This is a genomic window from Corynebacterium phocae (assembly GCF_008693075.1).
Taxonomy (GTDB): domain Bacteria; phylum Actinomycetota; class Actinomycetes; order Mycobacteriales; family Mycobacteriaceae; genus Corynebacterium; species Corynebacterium phocae.
The window spans coordinates 34,326-51,034 of sequence record NZ_VXKJ01000045.1 but is presented as its reverse complement, the minus strand read 5'-3'; the positions used below and the strand labels follow the sequence as shown (position 1 = coordinate 51,034).

The 16,709-nt window shown below is 62.0% G+C and carries 16 protein-coding genes; 10 read left to right on the top strand and 6 right to left on the bottom strand.

Annotated elements, in window-relative coordinates; translation table 11 throughout:
- The first annotated feature begins 4 nt into the window (after positions 1-4).
- Positions 5-604, top strand: a complete 600-nt coding sequence (locus tag F4V58_RS08975) for an SOS response-associated peptidase (RefSeq protein ID WP_075735259.1) — start codon at positions 5-7, stop codon at positions 602-604.
- Here the strand turns inward: F4V58_RS08975 and ybaK are convergent.
- Positions 579-1,058, bottom strand: coding sequence for a Cys-tRNA(Pro) deacylase (gene ybaK / locus F4V58_RS08970; RefSeq protein WP_075735257.1), 480 nt, complete (start codon positions 1,056-1,058; stop codon positions 579-581). The genes F4V58_RS08975 and ybaK overlap by 26 nt on opposite strands.
- A gap of 35 nt (positions 1,059-1,093) precedes the next feature.
- Between ybaK and F4V58_RS08965 the strand changes: the two genes are divergently transcribed.
- Entirely contained in the window at positions 1,094-1,705 is a 612-nt protein-coding gene (locus tag F4V58_RS08965) for a sigma-70 family RNA polymerase sigma factor (protein ID WP_075735255.1), read from the top strand.
- A 1-nt stretch (position 1,706) separates the two neighbouring features.
- Positions 1,707-1,970 carry a zf-HC2 domain-containing protein gene (locus F4V58_RS08960; RefSeq protein WP_075735253.1) on the top strand — a complete coding sequence of 88 codons (264 nt, stop codon included), beginning with the start codon at positions 1,707-1,709 and terminating at the stop codon, positions 1,968-1,970.
- 64 nt (positions 1,971-2,034) lie between these two features.
- Here F4V58_RS08960 and F4V58_RS13090 read toward each other — a convergent pair whose 3' ends face one another.
- Positions 2,035-2,109 (bottom strand): 50S ribosomal protein bL37, encoded by a 75-nt coding sequence (locus F4V58_RS13090; protein WP_370513275.1) that lies wholly within the window; start codon positions 2,107-2,109, stop codon positions 2,035-2,037.
- 86 nt (positions 2,110-2,195) lie between these two features.
- Entirely contained in the window at positions 2,196-2,456 is a 261-nt protein-coding gene (locus F4V58_RS08955; RefSeq protein WP_075735251.1) for a WhiB family transcriptional regulator, read from the bottom strand.
- Between the two features lie 509 nt (positions 2,457-2,965).
- On the opposite strand from F4V58_RS08955, the gene F4V58_RS08950 reads away from it, so the two are divergent.
- Positions 2,966-3,412, top strand: coding sequence for a hypothetical protein (locus F4V58_RS08950; protein ID WP_075735249.1), 447 nt, complete (start codon positions 2,966-2,968; stop codon positions 3,410-3,412).
- Here F4V58_RS08950 and F4V58_RS08945 read toward each other — a convergent pair.
- Together F4V58_RS08945 and F4V58_RS08940 are read right to left on the bottom strand one after the other, a co-directional pair.
- Entirely contained in the window at positions 3,409-4,635 is a 1,227-nt protein-coding gene (locus F4V58_RS08945) for an Rv3212 family protein (protein WP_075735247.1), read from the bottom strand. The genes F4V58_RS08950 and F4V58_RS08945 overlap by 4 nt on opposite strands.
- A complete protein-coding gene (locus F4V58_RS08940) occupies positions 4,632-5,948 on the bottom strand; it encodes a DEAD/DEAH box helicase (protein WP_075735245.1) in 1,317 nt (438 codons plus the stop codon). The genes F4V58_RS08945 and F4V58_RS08940 overlap by 4 nt, the downstream gene beginning before the upstream one ends.
- Before the next feature lie 74 nt (positions 5,949-6,022).
- Here F4V58_RS08940 and F4V58_RS08935 point away from each other — a divergent pair, with 74 nt between their 5' ends.
- From F4V58_RS08935 to F4V58_RS08910, 6 genes are read left to right on the top strand one after another with little or no spacing between them, the layout of a single operon-like run.
- Positions 6,023-6,247 carry a DUF3107 domain-containing protein gene (locus F4V58_RS08935; RefSeq protein ID WP_075735243.1) on the top strand — a complete coding sequence of 75 codons (225 nt, stop codon included), beginning with the start codon at positions 6,023-6,025 and terminating at the stop codon, positions 6,245-6,247.
- 21 nt (positions 6,248-6,268) lie between these two features.
- Positions 6,269-7,306 carry a DUF3152 domain-containing protein gene (locus F4V58_RS08930; RefSeq protein ID WP_075735241.1) on the top strand — a complete coding sequence of 346 codons (1,038 nt, stop codon included), beginning with the start codon at positions 6,269-6,271 and terminating at the stop codon, positions 7,304-7,306.
- Between the two features lie 23 nt (positions 7,307-7,329).
- Positions 7,330-8,091 carry a hypothetical protein gene (locus tag F4V58_RS08925; protein WP_075735239.1) on the top strand — a complete coding sequence of 254 codons (762 nt, stop codon included), beginning with the start codon at positions 7,330-7,332 and terminating at the stop codon, positions 8,089-8,091.
- A 3-nt stretch (positions 8,092-8,094) separates the two neighbouring features.
- Positions 8,095-11,160, top strand: coding sequence for an ATP-dependent DNA helicase (locus tag F4V58_RS08920; protein WP_245802979.1), 3,066 nt, complete (start codon positions 8,095-8,097; stop codon positions 11,158-11,160).
- Positions 11,153-14,338 (top strand): ATP-dependent helicase, encoded by a 3,186-nt coding sequence (locus F4V58_RS08915; RefSeq protein WP_075735237.1) that lies wholly within the window; start codon positions 11,153-11,155, stop codon positions 14,336-14,338. Before F4V58_RS08920 ends, F4V58_RS08915 begins: the two co-directional genes overlap by 8 nt.
- Positions 14,339-14,378: 40 nt before the next feature.
- A complete protein-coding gene (locus F4V58_RS08910; protein ID WP_249041143.1) occupies positions 14,379-15,503 on the top strand; it encodes a potassium channel family protein in 1,125 nt (374 codons plus the stop codon).
- Between the two features lie 69 nt (positions 15,504-15,572).
- On the opposite strand, the gene F4V58_RS08905 is transcribed toward F4V58_RS08910, so the two are convergent.
- Complete coding sequence (locus tag F4V58_RS08905; RefSeq protein ID WP_075735233.1) at positions 15,573-16,601, bottom strand: HNH endonuclease signature motif containing protein; 1,029 nt, start codon at positions 16,599-16,601, stop codon at positions 15,573-15,575.
- Positions 16,602-16,709 lie beyond the last annotated feature (108 nt).

The window sequence follows — 16,709 nt, the reverse complement described above, 5'->3', positions numbered from 1 at the left end:
GGATATGTGTGGAAGATATGCGTTATTTTCGGTGGACCTGCTGAGAAACCTCGGGGTGGAGTTGCCGCAGGGCTTGCCGCCCGCGCGGTATAACATTGCCCCCACCCAGCGGATTGCTATCCGGCGTAAGGAGTCTCTAGAGCCAGCACGCTGGGGACTTATCCCGCATTGGAAGAAAACCCTAGACGGCCCACCGCTGTTTAATGCACGGGTGGAAACCGTGGCGGAAAAGCCTTCTTTCCGGGACGCGTACCAAAGCGGGCGGTGTGTTGTGCCCATGGACGGGTACTACGAGTGGAAGGACTCGCAGCCCCACTTTGTCACCGGACCGGACGGCCTGCTGTGGGCGGCGGGGCTGTGGGCGAGCGGCCTGGGCCAGTTATCGGCTACCGTGGTCACGGCCGCGGCCACCGAGGAAATGGAGTGGCTCCACCACCGGCAGCCCAAATTCTTGCTACCTGATGAGGTGCAGGCGTGGTTGGCGGGCGCAGACCTGGGTGGGCCCACCAGCGTGCGCGGGTTGTCCACCTACCCGGTGGACAAGGCGGTGGGCAACGTGCGCAACGACTATCCCGGGCTTATTGAGCCAGTGGATAAAAGCTAAGCTCGAGGAGTTTTTCCAAGTCCTTCGGGGAGATCTCAATATCCAGCCCGCGCCGCCCGCCGGAGAAGAAGATGGTCTCATGCTGCAGCGCCGAGTCATCCACGGCGGTGGGCAACACGGTGCGCTGCCCGAGTGGGGAAATACCCCCGGTGACGTAACCGGAGCTGCGTTCTGCGCGCTTTGGGTCAGCCATGGTGGCCTTCGGGGCACCAAAGGCGCGGGCTGCCTTCTTTAGACTCAGCTTAGAATCAACCGGGACCAGGCACACGGCCAAGAATCCCGCGTCGATGACCAAGGTCTTGAACACGCGCGCCGGGTCTACCTGTAGCTCGCGAGCGGCCTGAGCGCCAAAGTCTGCCTGCCCGGAGTCGAAGCTGTGGACGGAGTAGGGGACACCGGCCTTGTCTAGCAGGGTGAGCGCAGGGGTGGCTCCTGATGGTTTCTTTCTTCCCATACTTGCTTAGTCTATCGGGTGGGGGCGAATGTAGGATGAGAAAAGTACCTTTATCCCGACCGGGGAGGACACCCGTGGTTTCACAATTCGAAGAGCAAGCAATGCCATTGCTGGATCAGCTCTACGGCGGTGCGTTGCGCATGACGCGCAACCCGCAGGACGCCGAGGACCTGGTGCAAGAGACTTACCTGAAGGCCTACAACTCCTTTGACAAGTTCCAGGAGGGAACCAATCTCAAGGCCTGGCTCTACCGCATCATGACCAACACCTATATCAACTCCTACCGCAAGGCCAAGCGCCGCCCGGTGGAGTCCAGCGCGGAAGACCTTACGGACTCGCAGCTATATACCACCTCCGGCCACGACTCGACTGGGCTGCAGTCTGCGGAGGTCGAGGCCCTGCGGGGGATGCCCGACAGCGCCATCTCCGAAGCCATGAACGGCCTTCCCGAGGACTACCGCATGGTGGTTTACTACGCCGACGTGGAGGGATTGGCTTACAAAGAGATCGCGGAAATCATGGATACGCCGCTGGGTACCGTGATGAGCCGGTTGCATCGGGGAAGAAAACTCCTCCGTGGTGCGTTGAAAGATGTAGCGCGAGAACAAGGCATTGGCCTGAACCACCCAGACATGGAGGCGAACTAACATGGACAACCCCGAACGCAACTGCGGAGCGTGCAGCTCAGCGGAGGTGCAGGCGCTGTTCTACGAGCTCCTTGATAGCGACACCTCGCCGGAACGCGCAGTGGAAATCCGTCACCATTTGCAGCGCTGTCAGGAGTGTTGCGGCCGCTTAGAACGCGAAGAGTTTATTCGCACCTTAGTCAGCCGGTCGGGGAGTACCGCGAAAGCTCCTGCCGGCCTGCGCCAGCGGATTACCGTGTCTTTTACGCGCGTAAGCTTTGAATAGCTAAAACCCGAAGAAAAATGCCCGGGCTTCGATTTAATTCGAAATCCGGGCATTTTATTTCTATTTATGCGTTAGGACGCTTTCCGTGGTTTGCACCCTTCTTGCGACGATCCTTACGCTTACGACCACGCTTAGACATGTGCGGCCTCCTTATCAGTTAGCGGAAATTATTCTTGCTCATTGACTTTAGTGTTTGGAACCGCCATCGGTGAAATCGGGGTGGGTTTAGGCGGTGATGCGTGCCCGGCCGCGGCCGCGGTTACGGCGGCGTTTGAGCGCGCGGCGCTCCTCTTCGGACATGCCGCCCCACACGCCGGCGTCCTGGCCGGATTCCAATGCCCACTTCAGGCAAGAGGTGGCCACTGGGCAGCGGTTGCAGACTAGCTTGGCTTTAGCGATCTGGGTGAGGGCTGGGCCGGAATTTCCGACGGGGAAAAACAGCTCTGGGTCTTCGTCGCGGCAGACGGCTTCGTGGCGCCAATCCATGGTTTTGCTCCTAACAAGTTGAAAGTTTTAACAACCAGGCGCGTTGGACGCACCGTGGGTTCTTAGTAATGGGGTGCAAGCTCTCCGGTCTGCGAGCAGTGGGGCCAAGGGCAGGGACTTTCGTCCGCCCGGCCGCGTCGACGCCGCCTTGGTGAGCTTTGCTGTTTTACGTTGGAATGTTTACCCAACGTTCAAGGCCGGTTTACTAGCCGGTCTCTTAGCTACCAGTGAATAATGGCATGTTTACGCAAGCTTGGCTAGGGTTAAGCGCTAAAATGTGGCCAACCTCACATGAATTTTAACGAGGTTGACGGATCTCAACGAGCAAACTAGCCCGAAATTGTCAAACGAAACAGCCATGGCCTGCGAAAAGGAGCCTCCCGCATTGAGCACCCCAGCGCGGAAACCGTCAAATCAGGGGTAACTACCGCAAGGCACCCGGATATTTGCATTCCTGCCACTGTCTGAATCTACTCAACTCGGAGCACCCCGCAACGTAGAATGGAACCGTGAATACCGTGAACACACAGCCAGACACCGCGCGGCCACCGCAACCGGTGGTAATCGCCGCCGCCATCGCCATCCTGCAGTCCTTGATAGCCATCGGGTTCGGTCTCTTCCTGGCCTACAACAGCCTTTCCGGGGCTGAGAACCCTTCCATGGTGTTTAACAGCTCCGCCCCCAAGCTCGTGGGCGTGGGCTCGGCCATCTTCCTTCTCATCTGCTTCGGATTTGTCATCTTCGGCGCGGTCAACCTCGTGCGCGGCAACCGCCTGGGCCGCGGTGCAGTGGTGCTCCTGCAGTTTATCCTCGCGGCCAGCTCTTTCCAGATGTTTTCCGGCGGCGCAGTGGCGCTGGGGATAGCCACCTTGTGCTCCGCCGTGATAGTTCTGGTCCTGCTGATGTTTGTCCCGGCATCGGTACAGTGGGCAGCCTCCCACTACCGCTCGGATTAAACCGCTTTCAAAAACACCGCTTCCGCGCCACGGTTTTCCACCAGGTTAGTCCCGGCCATCTCCAGATACACGGGCCCGGTGTATCCGCCCCGGTCAACCGGGATGGTCCTTTCCACCTGGGCGTTGTCCCAATTGACCACGGCCAAGCCGCCTGCGGTGGGCACCACCAGGCGGTCGCCAATGGCAATGCCGGTGCCCAGCGCCCCCGGCACATAGAATTCAATCTTGAGGTTCGTGGGCTCAAACAGGTAGAGCCGCTGGCCGTCAAACCAGCTCATGTGGTGCGGTAAGTCCGCCGTGGCGGGGGCAAAGGGGGTAGCAGCGTTGGTAACCGCCGGTGCCTGATCCACGTCACTGGCAGCTACCTGTGCTCCCGCAGAGTTAAACGACAGGATCTGCGCCTGCGGGCCGGGCACGTAGACCGCCGCCGCGCCTTCTGCGACCGCAACCAGCCGGGCGCCATCGGCAGGTATAGACACATCCGCGTCAACCTCCGGCTTACGGGAATCCTCGGGAGTCGCGCCCATAAACCGCAACCACGTGGTGTTGGCATTATCCGGGCAGGACTCAGTTAGCGCGATGGTTTCTTTGCGGGTCAGCGCGGAGCTAAGCGTACACTCCTCATGCGGCTGCATATCCGGCTCCTGCTTAGCCTCTACGTCCCCGTACTCAATGGTGCGCACCATATCCGAGCGCCACACATCCAGCCGCTCCGTAGACAACGTGCCCACCCGGTCGTTGGACTGCACCGCCACCACTTCAGCGGAGTTAATCGCGCTGCGTGTCTTGGCGTACTGGCCTGTAGCGGCGTCGATACCCACCGTGTCACCACACCCCAGCCCCGTGCGGTAAGTAACCACAAACTTGTTCCAGGCCCGGCCCAGGGAGCAGACCTCATCCTCCCCCCGCGTGTAGGTCCACGCGGTGGAACCGTCCTGATTAACGGCAGTTATGCCGTGGGCGTCGTTGACCGCCACCAGGCCGTGCGCCACCAGCGGGCGGTACTGTCCCGCCACGCCGGCGGTGGGCACGCGGAAGGCCTCCTCCACGGCGGCCGGGGGCTGGGCCAGGACCAGGACGTCGCCCTCCGGGGGCAACTCGTGGCGCACAAGTTGTGCGTCGTGGATATCGGCAGTAACTACCGCACCTGCCACTGCGGCCGTGCAGGCGGCCGTGATTACCGCCGTGGCAATCCAGTCACGGCGTGAGGAAGAAAGGATCATCGACGTGGCCTCCGGGAACCCGTGCGTGGCCGGCGCGCGCGTTCAGGGAAACCGCGCGGGGCACCAATTACCTTAGTGGGCGGGCCCACCGTCTCCCTGACGTTAGCAGGGATATTAAGCGCCGCAATCAGCTCCGGGGAGGTGCTAAACCACTGCGGGGGTTCCGGCTGGCCCAAGTCGAATTCGTCGTTGATGAGCCTCCATTTTGGCAGCTCGTCGTAGCCCACCATGGTGATGGCTATGCCGGTGTTGCCGGCGCGCCCGGTGCGGCCAATGCGGTGGATATAGGTCATTGGATCATCCGGGACTTGGTAGTTAATCACGTGCGTGACGTCGTCGATATCGATACCGCGCGCCGCCACGTCCGTTGCCACGAGGATATCCACGGTGCCCTCACGGAATGCCAGCAAGGACTTCTCCCGGGCTTCTTGGCCAAGGTCGCCGTGCACCGCAGCGATGGTAAACCCGCGGCGAGCCAAATCTTCTGCCACCCGGGCCGCGCTGCGCTTAGTACGCGCGAAGATGATGGTGCGCCCGCGCCCCTGTGCTTGCAGTGCGCGCGCCAAGATGGTTTCTTTGTCCATCCGGTGGGCCTGGAAGGTGATCTTCTCAGTCTTTTCGTGGGTGAACTCCTGCTCGCCGCTCTCCGCGCGGATGTGGACGGGCTTGTTCATAAACGTCCGGGCCAGCGTCATAATGGGCCCCGGCATGGTGGCCGAAAACAGCATGGTCTGGTGCCGGTTGCCCTCCAGGGCGGCCAGCAGCTTCTCAATGGCGGGCAAGAAACCTAGGTCGAGCATTTCATCAGCTTCATCCAGCACCAGCACCGCCACGTGGCTTAAGTCCAAGTGGCCCTGCTCACGCAGGTCAATCAGGCGCCCGGGGGTGCCAACAATGACGTCGCTGCCCTTTTTGAGCTGCGCCACCTGTTCTTCGTATGGCCGCCCGCCGTAGAGGGTAGTGACCCTAACCGGTAGCTTCTTGGCGGCGATGGAGAGGTCTTCGCCCACCTGGACGGCCAGCTCACGCGTGGGGACAACCACTAGCCCGCGCGGGGTGCCGTCAAGCTCTGCTACGTCCGCGTCGTCGAAGACGCGGTCCAGCAGCGGAATGCCAAATCCGTAGGTCTTGCCCATGCCGGTGCGCGCTTGGCCAATGAGGTCGTGTCCGCCGAGCGCGATCGGTAGCGTGAGCTCCTGGATGGCAAAAGTACGGGTGATTCCGCGACTGGCCAGGGAATCTACTATCTCCGCAGCCACGCCAAGTTCCGCGAAGGTGGGAGTGGGGTTCTGAGGTTCTTTGTTAGTAGGCACGCCTAAATACTAACCGGTGGGGCTATAGTGGGGGCGATAAGTTCCCCTAGATCAGATAGGAAAGTAAAAAACTCATGGATATTCGCATTGGATTCGCTGATACTGCCCGCGAATTGGTAGTCCGTAGCAACGGCACGCAGGAGGAGCTGACGGCTAAAATCAACGAAGCGCTAGGCGGCAACGCGGTCGTTGAACTCGCAGATGATAAGGGAAAGAAGTACATCATCCGTACCGACCGGATTGTGTACGTGGAAATTGGTCCCTCCAAGCCGCACGCCGTTGGCTTTGCTGGGGTCTAAAAGCGTCTAGAGTATTAACGCATGAGCTCAACCCCTGAAACGCCCAAGAACGTGGACTGGCAAACTTCTCTGCTGCGGTTCGCGGCCGCGTATGGGTGGTGGCGGATTTTTGCCATCCCCGTCCTAGCGGTTTTGACGTTTTGGGTGTTGGTGGACATTTTCCGGCCGGACACGGATCCGGATCCAGACATCATTAACGGGGCTTACACTGGCACTGCTGCCGATACCCCCTCGGTCGCCGCCCCAGGTTCAGGTTCCGGCTCGAGCGCGGATAACGCGCCAGCGCCAACGACCCCTGCGCCGGAACAGTCCCCGCGCGTGCGCGGGCAACTGCCCGCCGGGGGGCCGTTTACCGAACAAGGAGACGCCACCTTCCACGAGGTTGGGATCCCCGGCTGGGACGTAGGCCAGGGGGAGGAGAAAGTGGTGCGGTATTCAGTGGAGGTCGAGGGTGGTTTGGACCCGGCTCACTACGGCGGAGATGACGCCTTTTCCGCAGCGGTGGACGCTACCCTAGGTGACCCGCGCGGTTGGACGAATGACCCGCGGTACCGGTTTATTCACGTGGCGGCCGATGATAACCCGGATACCCGCATCCGGCTGACCTCTTTGGGAACGGCCGCGCAGCTGTGCGGGGCGCAGTTGGAAGCTGAGACTTCTTGCCACACCACCATCACGGGTGAGTCCACCACCATCATTAACGAGGCCCGCTGGGTTCGCGGCGCCCAAACCTTTGAGGGGGATTTGGGCAACTACCGGCAGTACCTCATCAACCACGAGTTCGGTCATGCCATCGGCTATGACTCGCACCAACCGTGTAGCCAGCAGGGTGCGCTAGCCCCGGTGATGATGCAGCAGACGTTGAGCCTAAACAATTCCGAGTTGTATAGGAAAGCCCCGGGGGAGGTCTACCCCGACGATAACTTCACGTGTGAGCCCAACCCGTGGCCTTATCCGCTACCGTCGAATATGGACCTTTACAATCCGGTGGCCCCCGAACCCGCTGCCGAACCCGCTGCTGAGCCCGCCGCCGGCCCGAATGCCGCCGGCCGGCAGTAGCAGGAAAAGGAGGACCGGCAAAAATGGCACAACCTGATGATTTGGTGCTCTACGCATTCCATGCTTCGGTGAAGGACTCGGCGTCGGCCGAGCACCTGGGCTACGCCTGGGACAACGGGTGGAAGGTAGGCGACGTGGTGTACTCCCACGCCGCCAACCACGCGGGCTGGTCCGCCAAGGTGCGGGAGAGACTGGCTATTCCGGGTGCCCGGGTTGCGCGTCCGGTTATTGCCACCAACGGGCGCTTTACAGTGGGCGGCTGGAAGGCTACCCAGTTCATCCCTGGCCACCTGGCCCGCCGGATCGACGAGACGGCCCAACTGGCCCAGCGGGTGGAAAGGGCCATGGAGGAAGCCGGGGTGACCGTGCCGGTTGACCGCCAAGACATTTTTGCCCGCGCGGAAAGAGCCGCCTGGGAAGAAACGGGCGAGCTCTACCACCCGGTAAGCCAACAGCTGGTGGCCGGGCACGCCGACCTGCTGGGCACCACTATCTACGAGGGGCTCAACCCCCCGGCGGTAGTTGACCTGGTCCCAACCGCGGCACCTAGGCCCCGCGGTTATACTTGCGCCTTGGTGGTGGTTGACGGACTCATCAACGGAGCAGTCGATGAGGCCATCTGTGACAGATTTTCCTACATCGCCGACTTTGACCAGCTGCTATTGCGGGCGGCGGCCTACCGGCGGCACGTCAACAACCTGCACCCGGCCGCGACCACCGAGACCAGAGCGCAAATTCACAGCGTGGAAGACAAGCTAGCGGCGCGGATCTCTGCCACACTATAGAGTGTGAATAACAAAGATGTAGCTTCCACCCGGCAAGGCGTGCGCCTGGTCAGCACGGCCGGCCGCACGCACAACCCCCGCACCTGGGACAAGGAGGTCCCCGCCCGGGGTCGCTTCCGCGTTACCGGGCAGGCTGGCGCTGGCGTCACCAGTTTCCTCATCGACACGGTGATTGCCAAGATTGAATCCGGCGCTGACCCGGCTGGCATCCTGGTGATATCCGCCTCCAAAGAATCTGGTGCGTTGCTGCGCCAGGAACTTCTCAGCCGGGTAGAAGATTTTGCCACCGGCTCCACGTTGGTGCGCTCGGTGCACTCCGTGGCCTTCGCCTTGCTGCGCACCGCGGAGGGCCGCCCAGGTGACTCCGAACTGCGCCTGATTACCGGCGCGGAACAAGACGCGGTCATCCGTGAGCTGCTTTCCGGCCACGTGGACTCCGGGGCGCAGATGTGGCCGGAGTTCATCCGCCCGGCCCTGCCGCTGGTGGGGTTTGCCCGCCAGCTACGGGACTTTCTCCTCCGCAGCTCCGAGCGCGGCCAGGGCCCCGACGACCTCATCGCGCTGGGCCTAGAGTGGAACAAGCCCATGTGGACCGCAGCCGGGCACTTCTTGCGCGAGTACGAACGCGTAATGGCACTGGCCGGGCACCACAGCCTCAATGCCGCTGAGCTGGTGGCCCAGGTGGCGGCGCAGCCGCAGCTGACTGAGCGGCACTCCTGGCATACCGTGGTGGTCGATGACGCCCAGCTGCTTGACCCCAACGCCGCCAACCTTGTTACCGCGCTGGCCCCGGAGGCGGAGCTATTCATGGCCGGCGGGGACCCCGAGCAGGCAGTTTTTGCCTTCCGTGGTGCGCGGGAGGAATTCTTTGCCACCCTTCCCGAGCAGTTACCCGGGCTGGAAACCATCGACCTGGGAGGGAGCCGCCGTCAGTCGCAGCCGGCCTGTATCTGCGCAGTCGAGTCCCAGGGCGCGCAGCGCGACGTAGTGGCGGACCTGGTACGCCGCCGTCACCTAGATGACCAGGTGGCTTACTCGGACATCGCCGTCATTGTGCGCGGTGGCGGCGAAATCGGCCAAATCCGGCGCGCGCTGCTGGCCGCCGGCGTGCCGGTGCACATCAACCCCACGGATATCGTCTTGTCCGAACAGCGCCTGGTTGCCGCCATGGTTCAGGCCCTGCGCGCCCTGCAACATCCGCTGGACAACGCCGAGCTGGAAGAGCTCATCGTTGGCCCAGTTGGCGGCGCGGATCCTGTGGCCATGCGCCGGCTCATCCGTGGTCTGCGCCGCTTTGCGCCAAACGCCCGCGGCTTGGACACCCTGCGCGAGTTGCTAGACGGCGAGCTACCGGATTTCGGTGGCAAACTCACAGACCGCGAGCAGGATATCCTCGCGCGCCTGCGCAAGGTGCTGCGCGCCGGGCGCGAGGCCCTAGGCGGCAGCATCGAGGAGGTGCTGTGGGCAGTATGGGACGCCACCGGACTATCCGCGCGCTTGCAAAACGCGGCCCTGGCAGGAGGCGCTCGCGGCTCGCAGGCAGACCGTGACCTAGATGCCATTATGGCGCTGTTTGATATGGCGGGGGACTATTCCGAGCGCTACCCAGAGGCAGACCTGGACGCCTTCTTGCACCACGTGGAAGAGCAGGAACTGCCCACCGGAGTGCGCGACCGCCGGGTGGCCGCGCCGGAAGCCGTAGAAATCCTCTCGGCTCACGGCGCGGTGGGCCGGGAGTGGGACACCGTTATCGTGGTTGGTGCTCAGGAAGGCACTTGGCCCTCCCTGGGGGAGACCGGATCCATCTTTGACCAGGAAGAGCTCATAGATTACCTCGATGACCAGATTCCGCCTGGCAGCCACGTCAGTCACCTGCCGGAGCGCTTGGTGCAGGAGCGCCGCCTGTTTCATGTAGCAACCACCCGCCACCGTAACCGGCTTGCAATCGTTACTGTCGATGCCCCCGACGCCGACACCGTCGCGGAGCCCTCCCGGTTTATCGAAGAATTCTTTGGATACTCCCGTTCCGCTTTGAAAGTCCAGGCCCCGGGGGTTATTGATCCCGCCGGTCTAGCGGTCGCCGACCCGCTAGAGCGCGCGCACCTGACCGTTTTATCCCAGTCATCGTTTGTAGCGCAGATGCGGCGGCTAGTTACCGCCCCGGATACCGATGAAGCCACCCGCAACCAGGCCGCGCGCCAGCTGGCCCGCCTAGCCGCTGCCGGGGTGCCCGGCGCGCACCCGGAGCAGTGGTGGGGCCTGCGCGAGGTGGCATCGTTAAAGCCAGCGAAGACCCGCAGCACCGTCTCCCCTTCGCGCGTGGAGGCCCTGATGAACTGCCCGCTCAACGCCGTGCTGGACCGGCTGGGCGAAGACGGAGGAACCAGCATCCACCTGATTCGCGGCAACCTGGCGCACGCCTATCTGGAGGCGCTCGGGCGCGGGGTAGACGAACCCACCGCGCGCGCTTTGGTTATGTCTACCTTCACGGATTTGCTTGAGGTGCCGCGCTGGAAGCGTGATTTCGAGCTGGCTGAGTTCGAGCGCCTGTTGGAGCGCACCCACATCTGGGTGCAGGCTTCTGCCGGGTCGCATGAGTTGGTTGGCGTGGAGGTGCCCGTCCATACCCGGGTGGCTGACGGGGTGACCATCTTTGGTTTCATCGACCGCTTGGAGCGCCAAGGTGATGAATACTTCATCGTGGACCTGAAGACGGGCAAGTACCCGCCTACCTCGCAGGAGGCTCAAGATAACCCGCAGCTGGCCACGTACCAGCTGGCCCTTGCCAACGGCGCGTTCGAGGACGGCCAGATTGTGGACGGCGAAGGCCTTAAGGTGGGTGGCGCCAGCCTGGTCTACCCTGCGACTTCTTCCAAGTCCATCACGGAACGGGCGCAGTCTGCTTGGGAGCCGGAAGAACTCCGTGAGTTCGCCGCCCAACTCCCGGCGTTGGTCGCGCAGTTGCGCGGGCCGGAAATTACTGCGCAAGTCAACGACAATTGCGAAAACTGCCTAGTGCTCACCCTGTGCCCAGCTCGCGCGGAAGGAAAGATGTTAACCGATGTTTAGCCCAAATCAACTAGCCAACGCCCTGGGGAAGAAGTTTGGCCCCACCCCGGAACAAGCCAAAGTCATTGAGGGGCAACTGGGCCCCAAACTGGTGGTGGCCGGGGCAGGTGCCGGAAAGACCGAAACCATGGCCTCGCGCGTGGTCTACCTGGTAGCTAACGGGCTGGTTCGCCCGGAGCAGGTCCTGGGATTGACGTTTACGCGCAAGGCCGCGCAGCAGCTGGAGCAGCGTATCCGCAGCCAGCTGCTCACTTTGAAAGGCTCGCGGCTGATTACCCCCGGCTCGCCGGCGTGGGAGGCCTTGGAAAACGTGGCGGTTAACGTCTCCACCTATGATTCCTACGCTGGAGACTTGGTCCGCGAATACGGCCTGTTGTTGCCGGTGGAGCCCTCTTCCCGGTTGATTACGGCGGCCGAGCAATACGCTATCGCTGACGAGGTGGTCCGCAACTACGACGGAGAGCTCACCGCTACCAACAACGTGGATAAGATAGTCCAGACCGTGAGCAAGCTCTCCGCCTCGATGGACAATGAGCTCACCGATCCCGCCAGCATTGCTGAGCATGAACGGGAATTCCGCACGGAATTGGCCAGCCTGGAAAAAACGCGCGCCAACGGCCCGGAGTATTCCCAGGACCTGCAAAAGTACTTGGATCTACAAAAGCTGCGGGTACAGTTCCTGCCGCTGCTTTCTGCCCTGGCGGAGCGCCAACGTGAGTTGGGGGTGAAAACCTTTGGTCAACAGATGGCGGCGGCGGCCAAGCTGGCGGCCCAGCACCCGGAGGTGGGCAAGTCCCAGCGGGCGCGGTACCGGGTAGTGATGCTCGACGAATACCAGGATACTTCGCATTCCCAGCGCGTCCTGCTGCGGGCTTTGTTTGGCGGCGGCTACCACGAGGGAATTTCGGTGACCGCAGTAGGCGACCCAATGCAGGCCATCTACGGCTGGCGCGGTGCCACCACCGAAAACCTGGCGTCCTTTGTGGAGGACTTTCCGCAGGCTAACGGCGAACCCGCCCCCAAAGACCAGCTGACCACCTCCTGGCGCAACCCGCCAAACGTCCTAGGTTTGGCCAACAGAGTCGCTGACAAGGTGTTTGGGGGAAATCCGCGCCCGGTAGATCCGCTTTCCGCGCGGCCCGGGGCGAATCCCGGCGAAATTAAGCTGGCGTATTTTGCCACGGCCGGCCAGGAATGCGAATTCGTGGCGCAGCACCTGGCAGGAAAGTTCCGGGAGTCCCAAGACAAGGGTCAACCCTTCAGCGCTGCGGTGCTAGTCCGGGCAAACAAACACGCGCCGGAAATCGCCCGGGCGCTGGACGCCGCCGGGGTGCCCAATGAGATAGTTGGCCTGGGCGGGCTGTTGCTAAAACCCGAGGTTCAAGACCTTCTGGCACTGGCCACCATGCTGGTCAAGCCCCAAGACGCGGCAGCGGCGCTGCGTATTCTCACCGGCCCCATCGTGGGCCTAGGAATTGACGACCTCATGGCTTTGCACGAGCGCGTGCGCAACCTACAAGGGGCAAGCGGGGGGCGCGTTCTTCCCGACCCGGACCAGGACCCGGTTGAATACCTGCAGGAGGAACTGCACGCGCTGGCCGAGGAGGGCGCTGATTTTAGTCCCGGATTAGGCGACGCCGTGGCGGACTTGGGAGAGCCGGACCGCTACAGCCCAGAGGGCCTGGCGCGAATCCGGACCCTGGCCTCGAAACTGCGCGGACTGCGCACTCACTCCTTGTCTAAATCCCTCAACGACATATTTGCGGACATTGAGGAAGAGTTTGGGATCCGCACCGAGGCCCTGGCTAATCCCTCCGGGGCCGGCACCGCACACCTGGACCAGTTTGCGGACATCGTGGCAGGATACCCGGGATCCGGGTTGGCGGGTCTTATTGACTACTTGCAGCTGGCTCGAGAACAAGAAGATGGCCTGGCCCCGGGTGAGGTAGTTTCCCGCGAAGACCGCGTGATGATTATGACCGCGCACAAGGCCAAAGGCCTGGAGTTTGGCCACGTGTGCGTGCTGCACGCGGATTCCACCACCTATAACGCTAAAGCTGAGACCTTTTTAACCAAGCTGGAAAAGGTGCCCGGTGACCAGGACGTGATTGACGCCGCAGACGCCGTCAAGCGCTCCGATTTCAATAACGCCTGCAAGGCCTTCATCGCGGAAAGCCGGGAACACCAGGCGGAGGAATCCGCGCGCCTGTTTTACGTAGCAATCACCCGCACGGAAGAATCCCTGACCGTCACCGGATCCGGGACTAATAATGCCCGCGGAAAGTCGAAGAAGGGCCCCTATGAGCTGTTAGAGACACTGCGGGCGGCGTACCCCGACCTGGTGGTGCACTGGGAAGTGCCGGAAGCACCCGTCCCGGAACAAGACCAAGAGGCCATCAGTGCCGTGTTCCCCGCGCTTGCGCCCACCCCGGAGATTCGCCGTGGCGCCGATGTCGTCCTGGCCGCACTCAACGAAACTCCAGAACCCGTAGCGGGAGAGCTGTTTGAGCTGTGGGAACGCGACGCCACGGCGCTCATCGAGGAATGGAATAATCGCGAGACCCCGGTGGTGGACGTGGAGCTGCCGGCTGAGCTTACCGCCTCTGACATGGTGGCGCTTTCCACCGACAGGGAGGAGTTTGCCAAGCGCAAGCGGCGCCCCGTGCCCTTTAAGCCGAATAGCTTTGCCAAGCGCGGAACTGCCTTCCACGCTTGGGTGGAGGAGTTTTTCCACGGCGAGTCGTTGCTGTCTGAGGACGAATTGCCGGGCATGGGCGAGGTGGCATCGGCGGAACAGCTGGAAGTGCTGCGGGAGAAGTTTGCCCAGTCCAGCTGGGCCCAGCGCACTCCCTACGCCGTCGAGGCGCCCTTCGAGGTCTCCATAGGCTCCGTGGTGGTGCGTGGGCGGATGGACGCGGTGTTCCAGGAACCGGATGGCTCGTTCATGGTGGTGGACTGGAAGACTGGGCGGCGGCCCACCGGCCGTGACATGGACAACGCAGCCATCCAGCTGGCCGTCTACGCGCAGGCGTGGCAGCGCACTAGCGGCACAGACCAGCCCGTGCGCGCAGCTTTTTACTACGTGGAGGAGGATTTCACCTTCATTCCGGAGCACCTTCCGGACCGTGCAGAGCTAGAGGAGATACTAAAGTTCCCAAAAACCACGGCAAAGGGCTAAGGTAGGAACGTATTTTGAATGCAAAAATGAAAGGCGAATGGTGGCTAGAAAGCGCGCCAGGCGAGTTAAACAACGCCTCTTAGCCAAAAACCTCCGGTCCGATGTGGAGCTGTCCTCCCTACCGGATCACGCCCTGCTGGACGTCATTAAGGTCCCCCGCACCCAGGTAGACAGCCCGTGGAAGTCATTGGCTTTCCGCCTGCTGTGGTCCACCATGATGGTGGTTTTTGTCACGCTGATTGTCTACGTGGACAAAGACGGCTACTCCCAAGATGAGATGTCGTTGCTGGACGCGGCCTACTACGCCTCGGTGACTATGACTACGGTGGGTTACGGCGATATCGTGCCGGTTACTCCCACCGCGCGGTTTATCAACCTCATGGTGATCACGCCAGCCCGCCTGGTCTTCCTGGTGTTGTTGGTTGGTACCGCTATTTCTGTCCTGACTGAGCAAACCCGTAAGACCGTTGAAATCCAGCGTTGGAGGAAGAACTTGAAAAACCACACCGTGGTCATTGGTTACGGAACCAAAGGTGCGGGCGCTGTGGCCGCCCTGATTGCCGATGACGTCCCGGCCGACCGAATTGTAGTAATTGATGACAACCGGGCCGCGCTTAATAACGCGGAGCACCACGGGTTGGTGACTATATACGGCTCGGGCACTAAGCAGGATGTGTTGAAGATTGCCGGCGTGGAACATGCGGCTTCCATCGTGGTGACGCCTTCGACTGATGACACGGCGGTGTTGTGCACGTTGTCGGTGCGTGAACTTGCCCCGAAGGCCAACATCGTGGCTTCGGTGCGGGAGTCGGAAAACCGCCACCTGCTGCTGCAGTCTGGTGCGAACAACGTGGTTACCTCCGCTGAAACCGCCGGCCGGTTGCTGGGACTTGCCACGGTCACACCGAATGTGGTGGAGATGATGGAGGACCTGCTTTCGCCCAATGACGGGTTCTCGGTATCCGAGCGCCCCGTCCGCGAGTTCGAGGTGGGGTCCAACCCCCGGCATTTGCAGGATATTGTGTTGGCGGTCTTGCGCAACAATGAGCTGCACCGCGTGGACACCTCCGATGCCGCCGCGTTGAAGCCCGGCGACCGGCTGCTCTACATAAAGCACGATTTGAAAGACCCGAAGAAGTCCAACGACGACGACGATGATGATTAAACCCCACTCTCCACGCCTCATGGCATGGCAAAGTGGGGTTTAGGCGCGCCTGTTTTGTGTGCGCTGGTCTCAGGGGCTGCCGGTAACGACGACCGGCGGGCCACCCCAGGGCGGTTGCCAGGCGGCCTTCCCGCCCACCTTGACAATCTTTCCGCGATTATCCGCAGGCCCCGAGTCCTCATTGATGCCGTTGTGGTATTTGCACAGCGGCGCTAGGTTGTCCACGTTGGTATAACCGCCATCCACCCACGCCTTGATGTGGTGGAACTGGCATTCCTCCGCCGGGATGTTGCAGTCCGGCCACACGCACCGGGGATACACGCCGGAGAGCATCAGCCGCTGCTTGTCGTTGGCAAAGCGCTGGAGCCGGTAGGCGTTGACCGCCCCGTGCACCGGGTGTACCAGCGTGACAAAGCCGTGCTCCGCCAAGCGGTGTGCTACTAGCTGCGCGCCGGTCATGGTGCCACCGTTGGGCATGGACAACACGATGTCGTCTCCCTTCCCGGCGGAAATCTCCGCGAGGTCCCCTAGATCCACGATGACGTTGGTGCTTACCTCGGGCGCGACGGGGGCCGATTTTCCTTGGAAGATTTTCCGGATGGCGGCCAACCTGTCGTGGGCGTCAACTGCTTTGAGCTTGCCCAAGATAGTCGCGATTTCCAGCGGGCTGGCCGTCATAGAAAGCGTGTGGTTGCCTTTCTTTCGGCGGGTAACCCGCACGCCTTCGGCAGGCCCGGTGCTGGTACGAGCCTTGAGTTTCCTGGCAGTGGCTTTGATGCTTGCCGCCGGTGTGAGGCAGAGGGTCGCGCGCAACCTCCACGCCTTGCGCGGCTTGTTGCGCCAAGATTTCACCTGTGCCTCGATGAGCAGCAGCGTGTCAATGGTGTGTTGGGTTTGAGCCAGCGCCCTTCGCGCCTCTTGCTGGATTCCGGGGTAGGCGGTTTCTCCGAAGTAAATGCTGGTCAAGTCTAGGACTTCCGCGACCCGTACGGCGTCAATCCCCGGCGCGGCGAAGTCTTGGGCAGACTTGCCCACACAGGCGGCCACCAGGTCTAGGCCTGGTGCGCTGTGGGCTTGGAAGTATGTCTGCGGGTTCATAGACGCCACGCTAAACCCCCGGCCACCGCCCGGCAACCGGGGGTTTAGCGCACCCGGCTCAACTTTCCTCAGAAAAGCCCAGCAAATCAGAGTGTGTTTGGGGCCGTT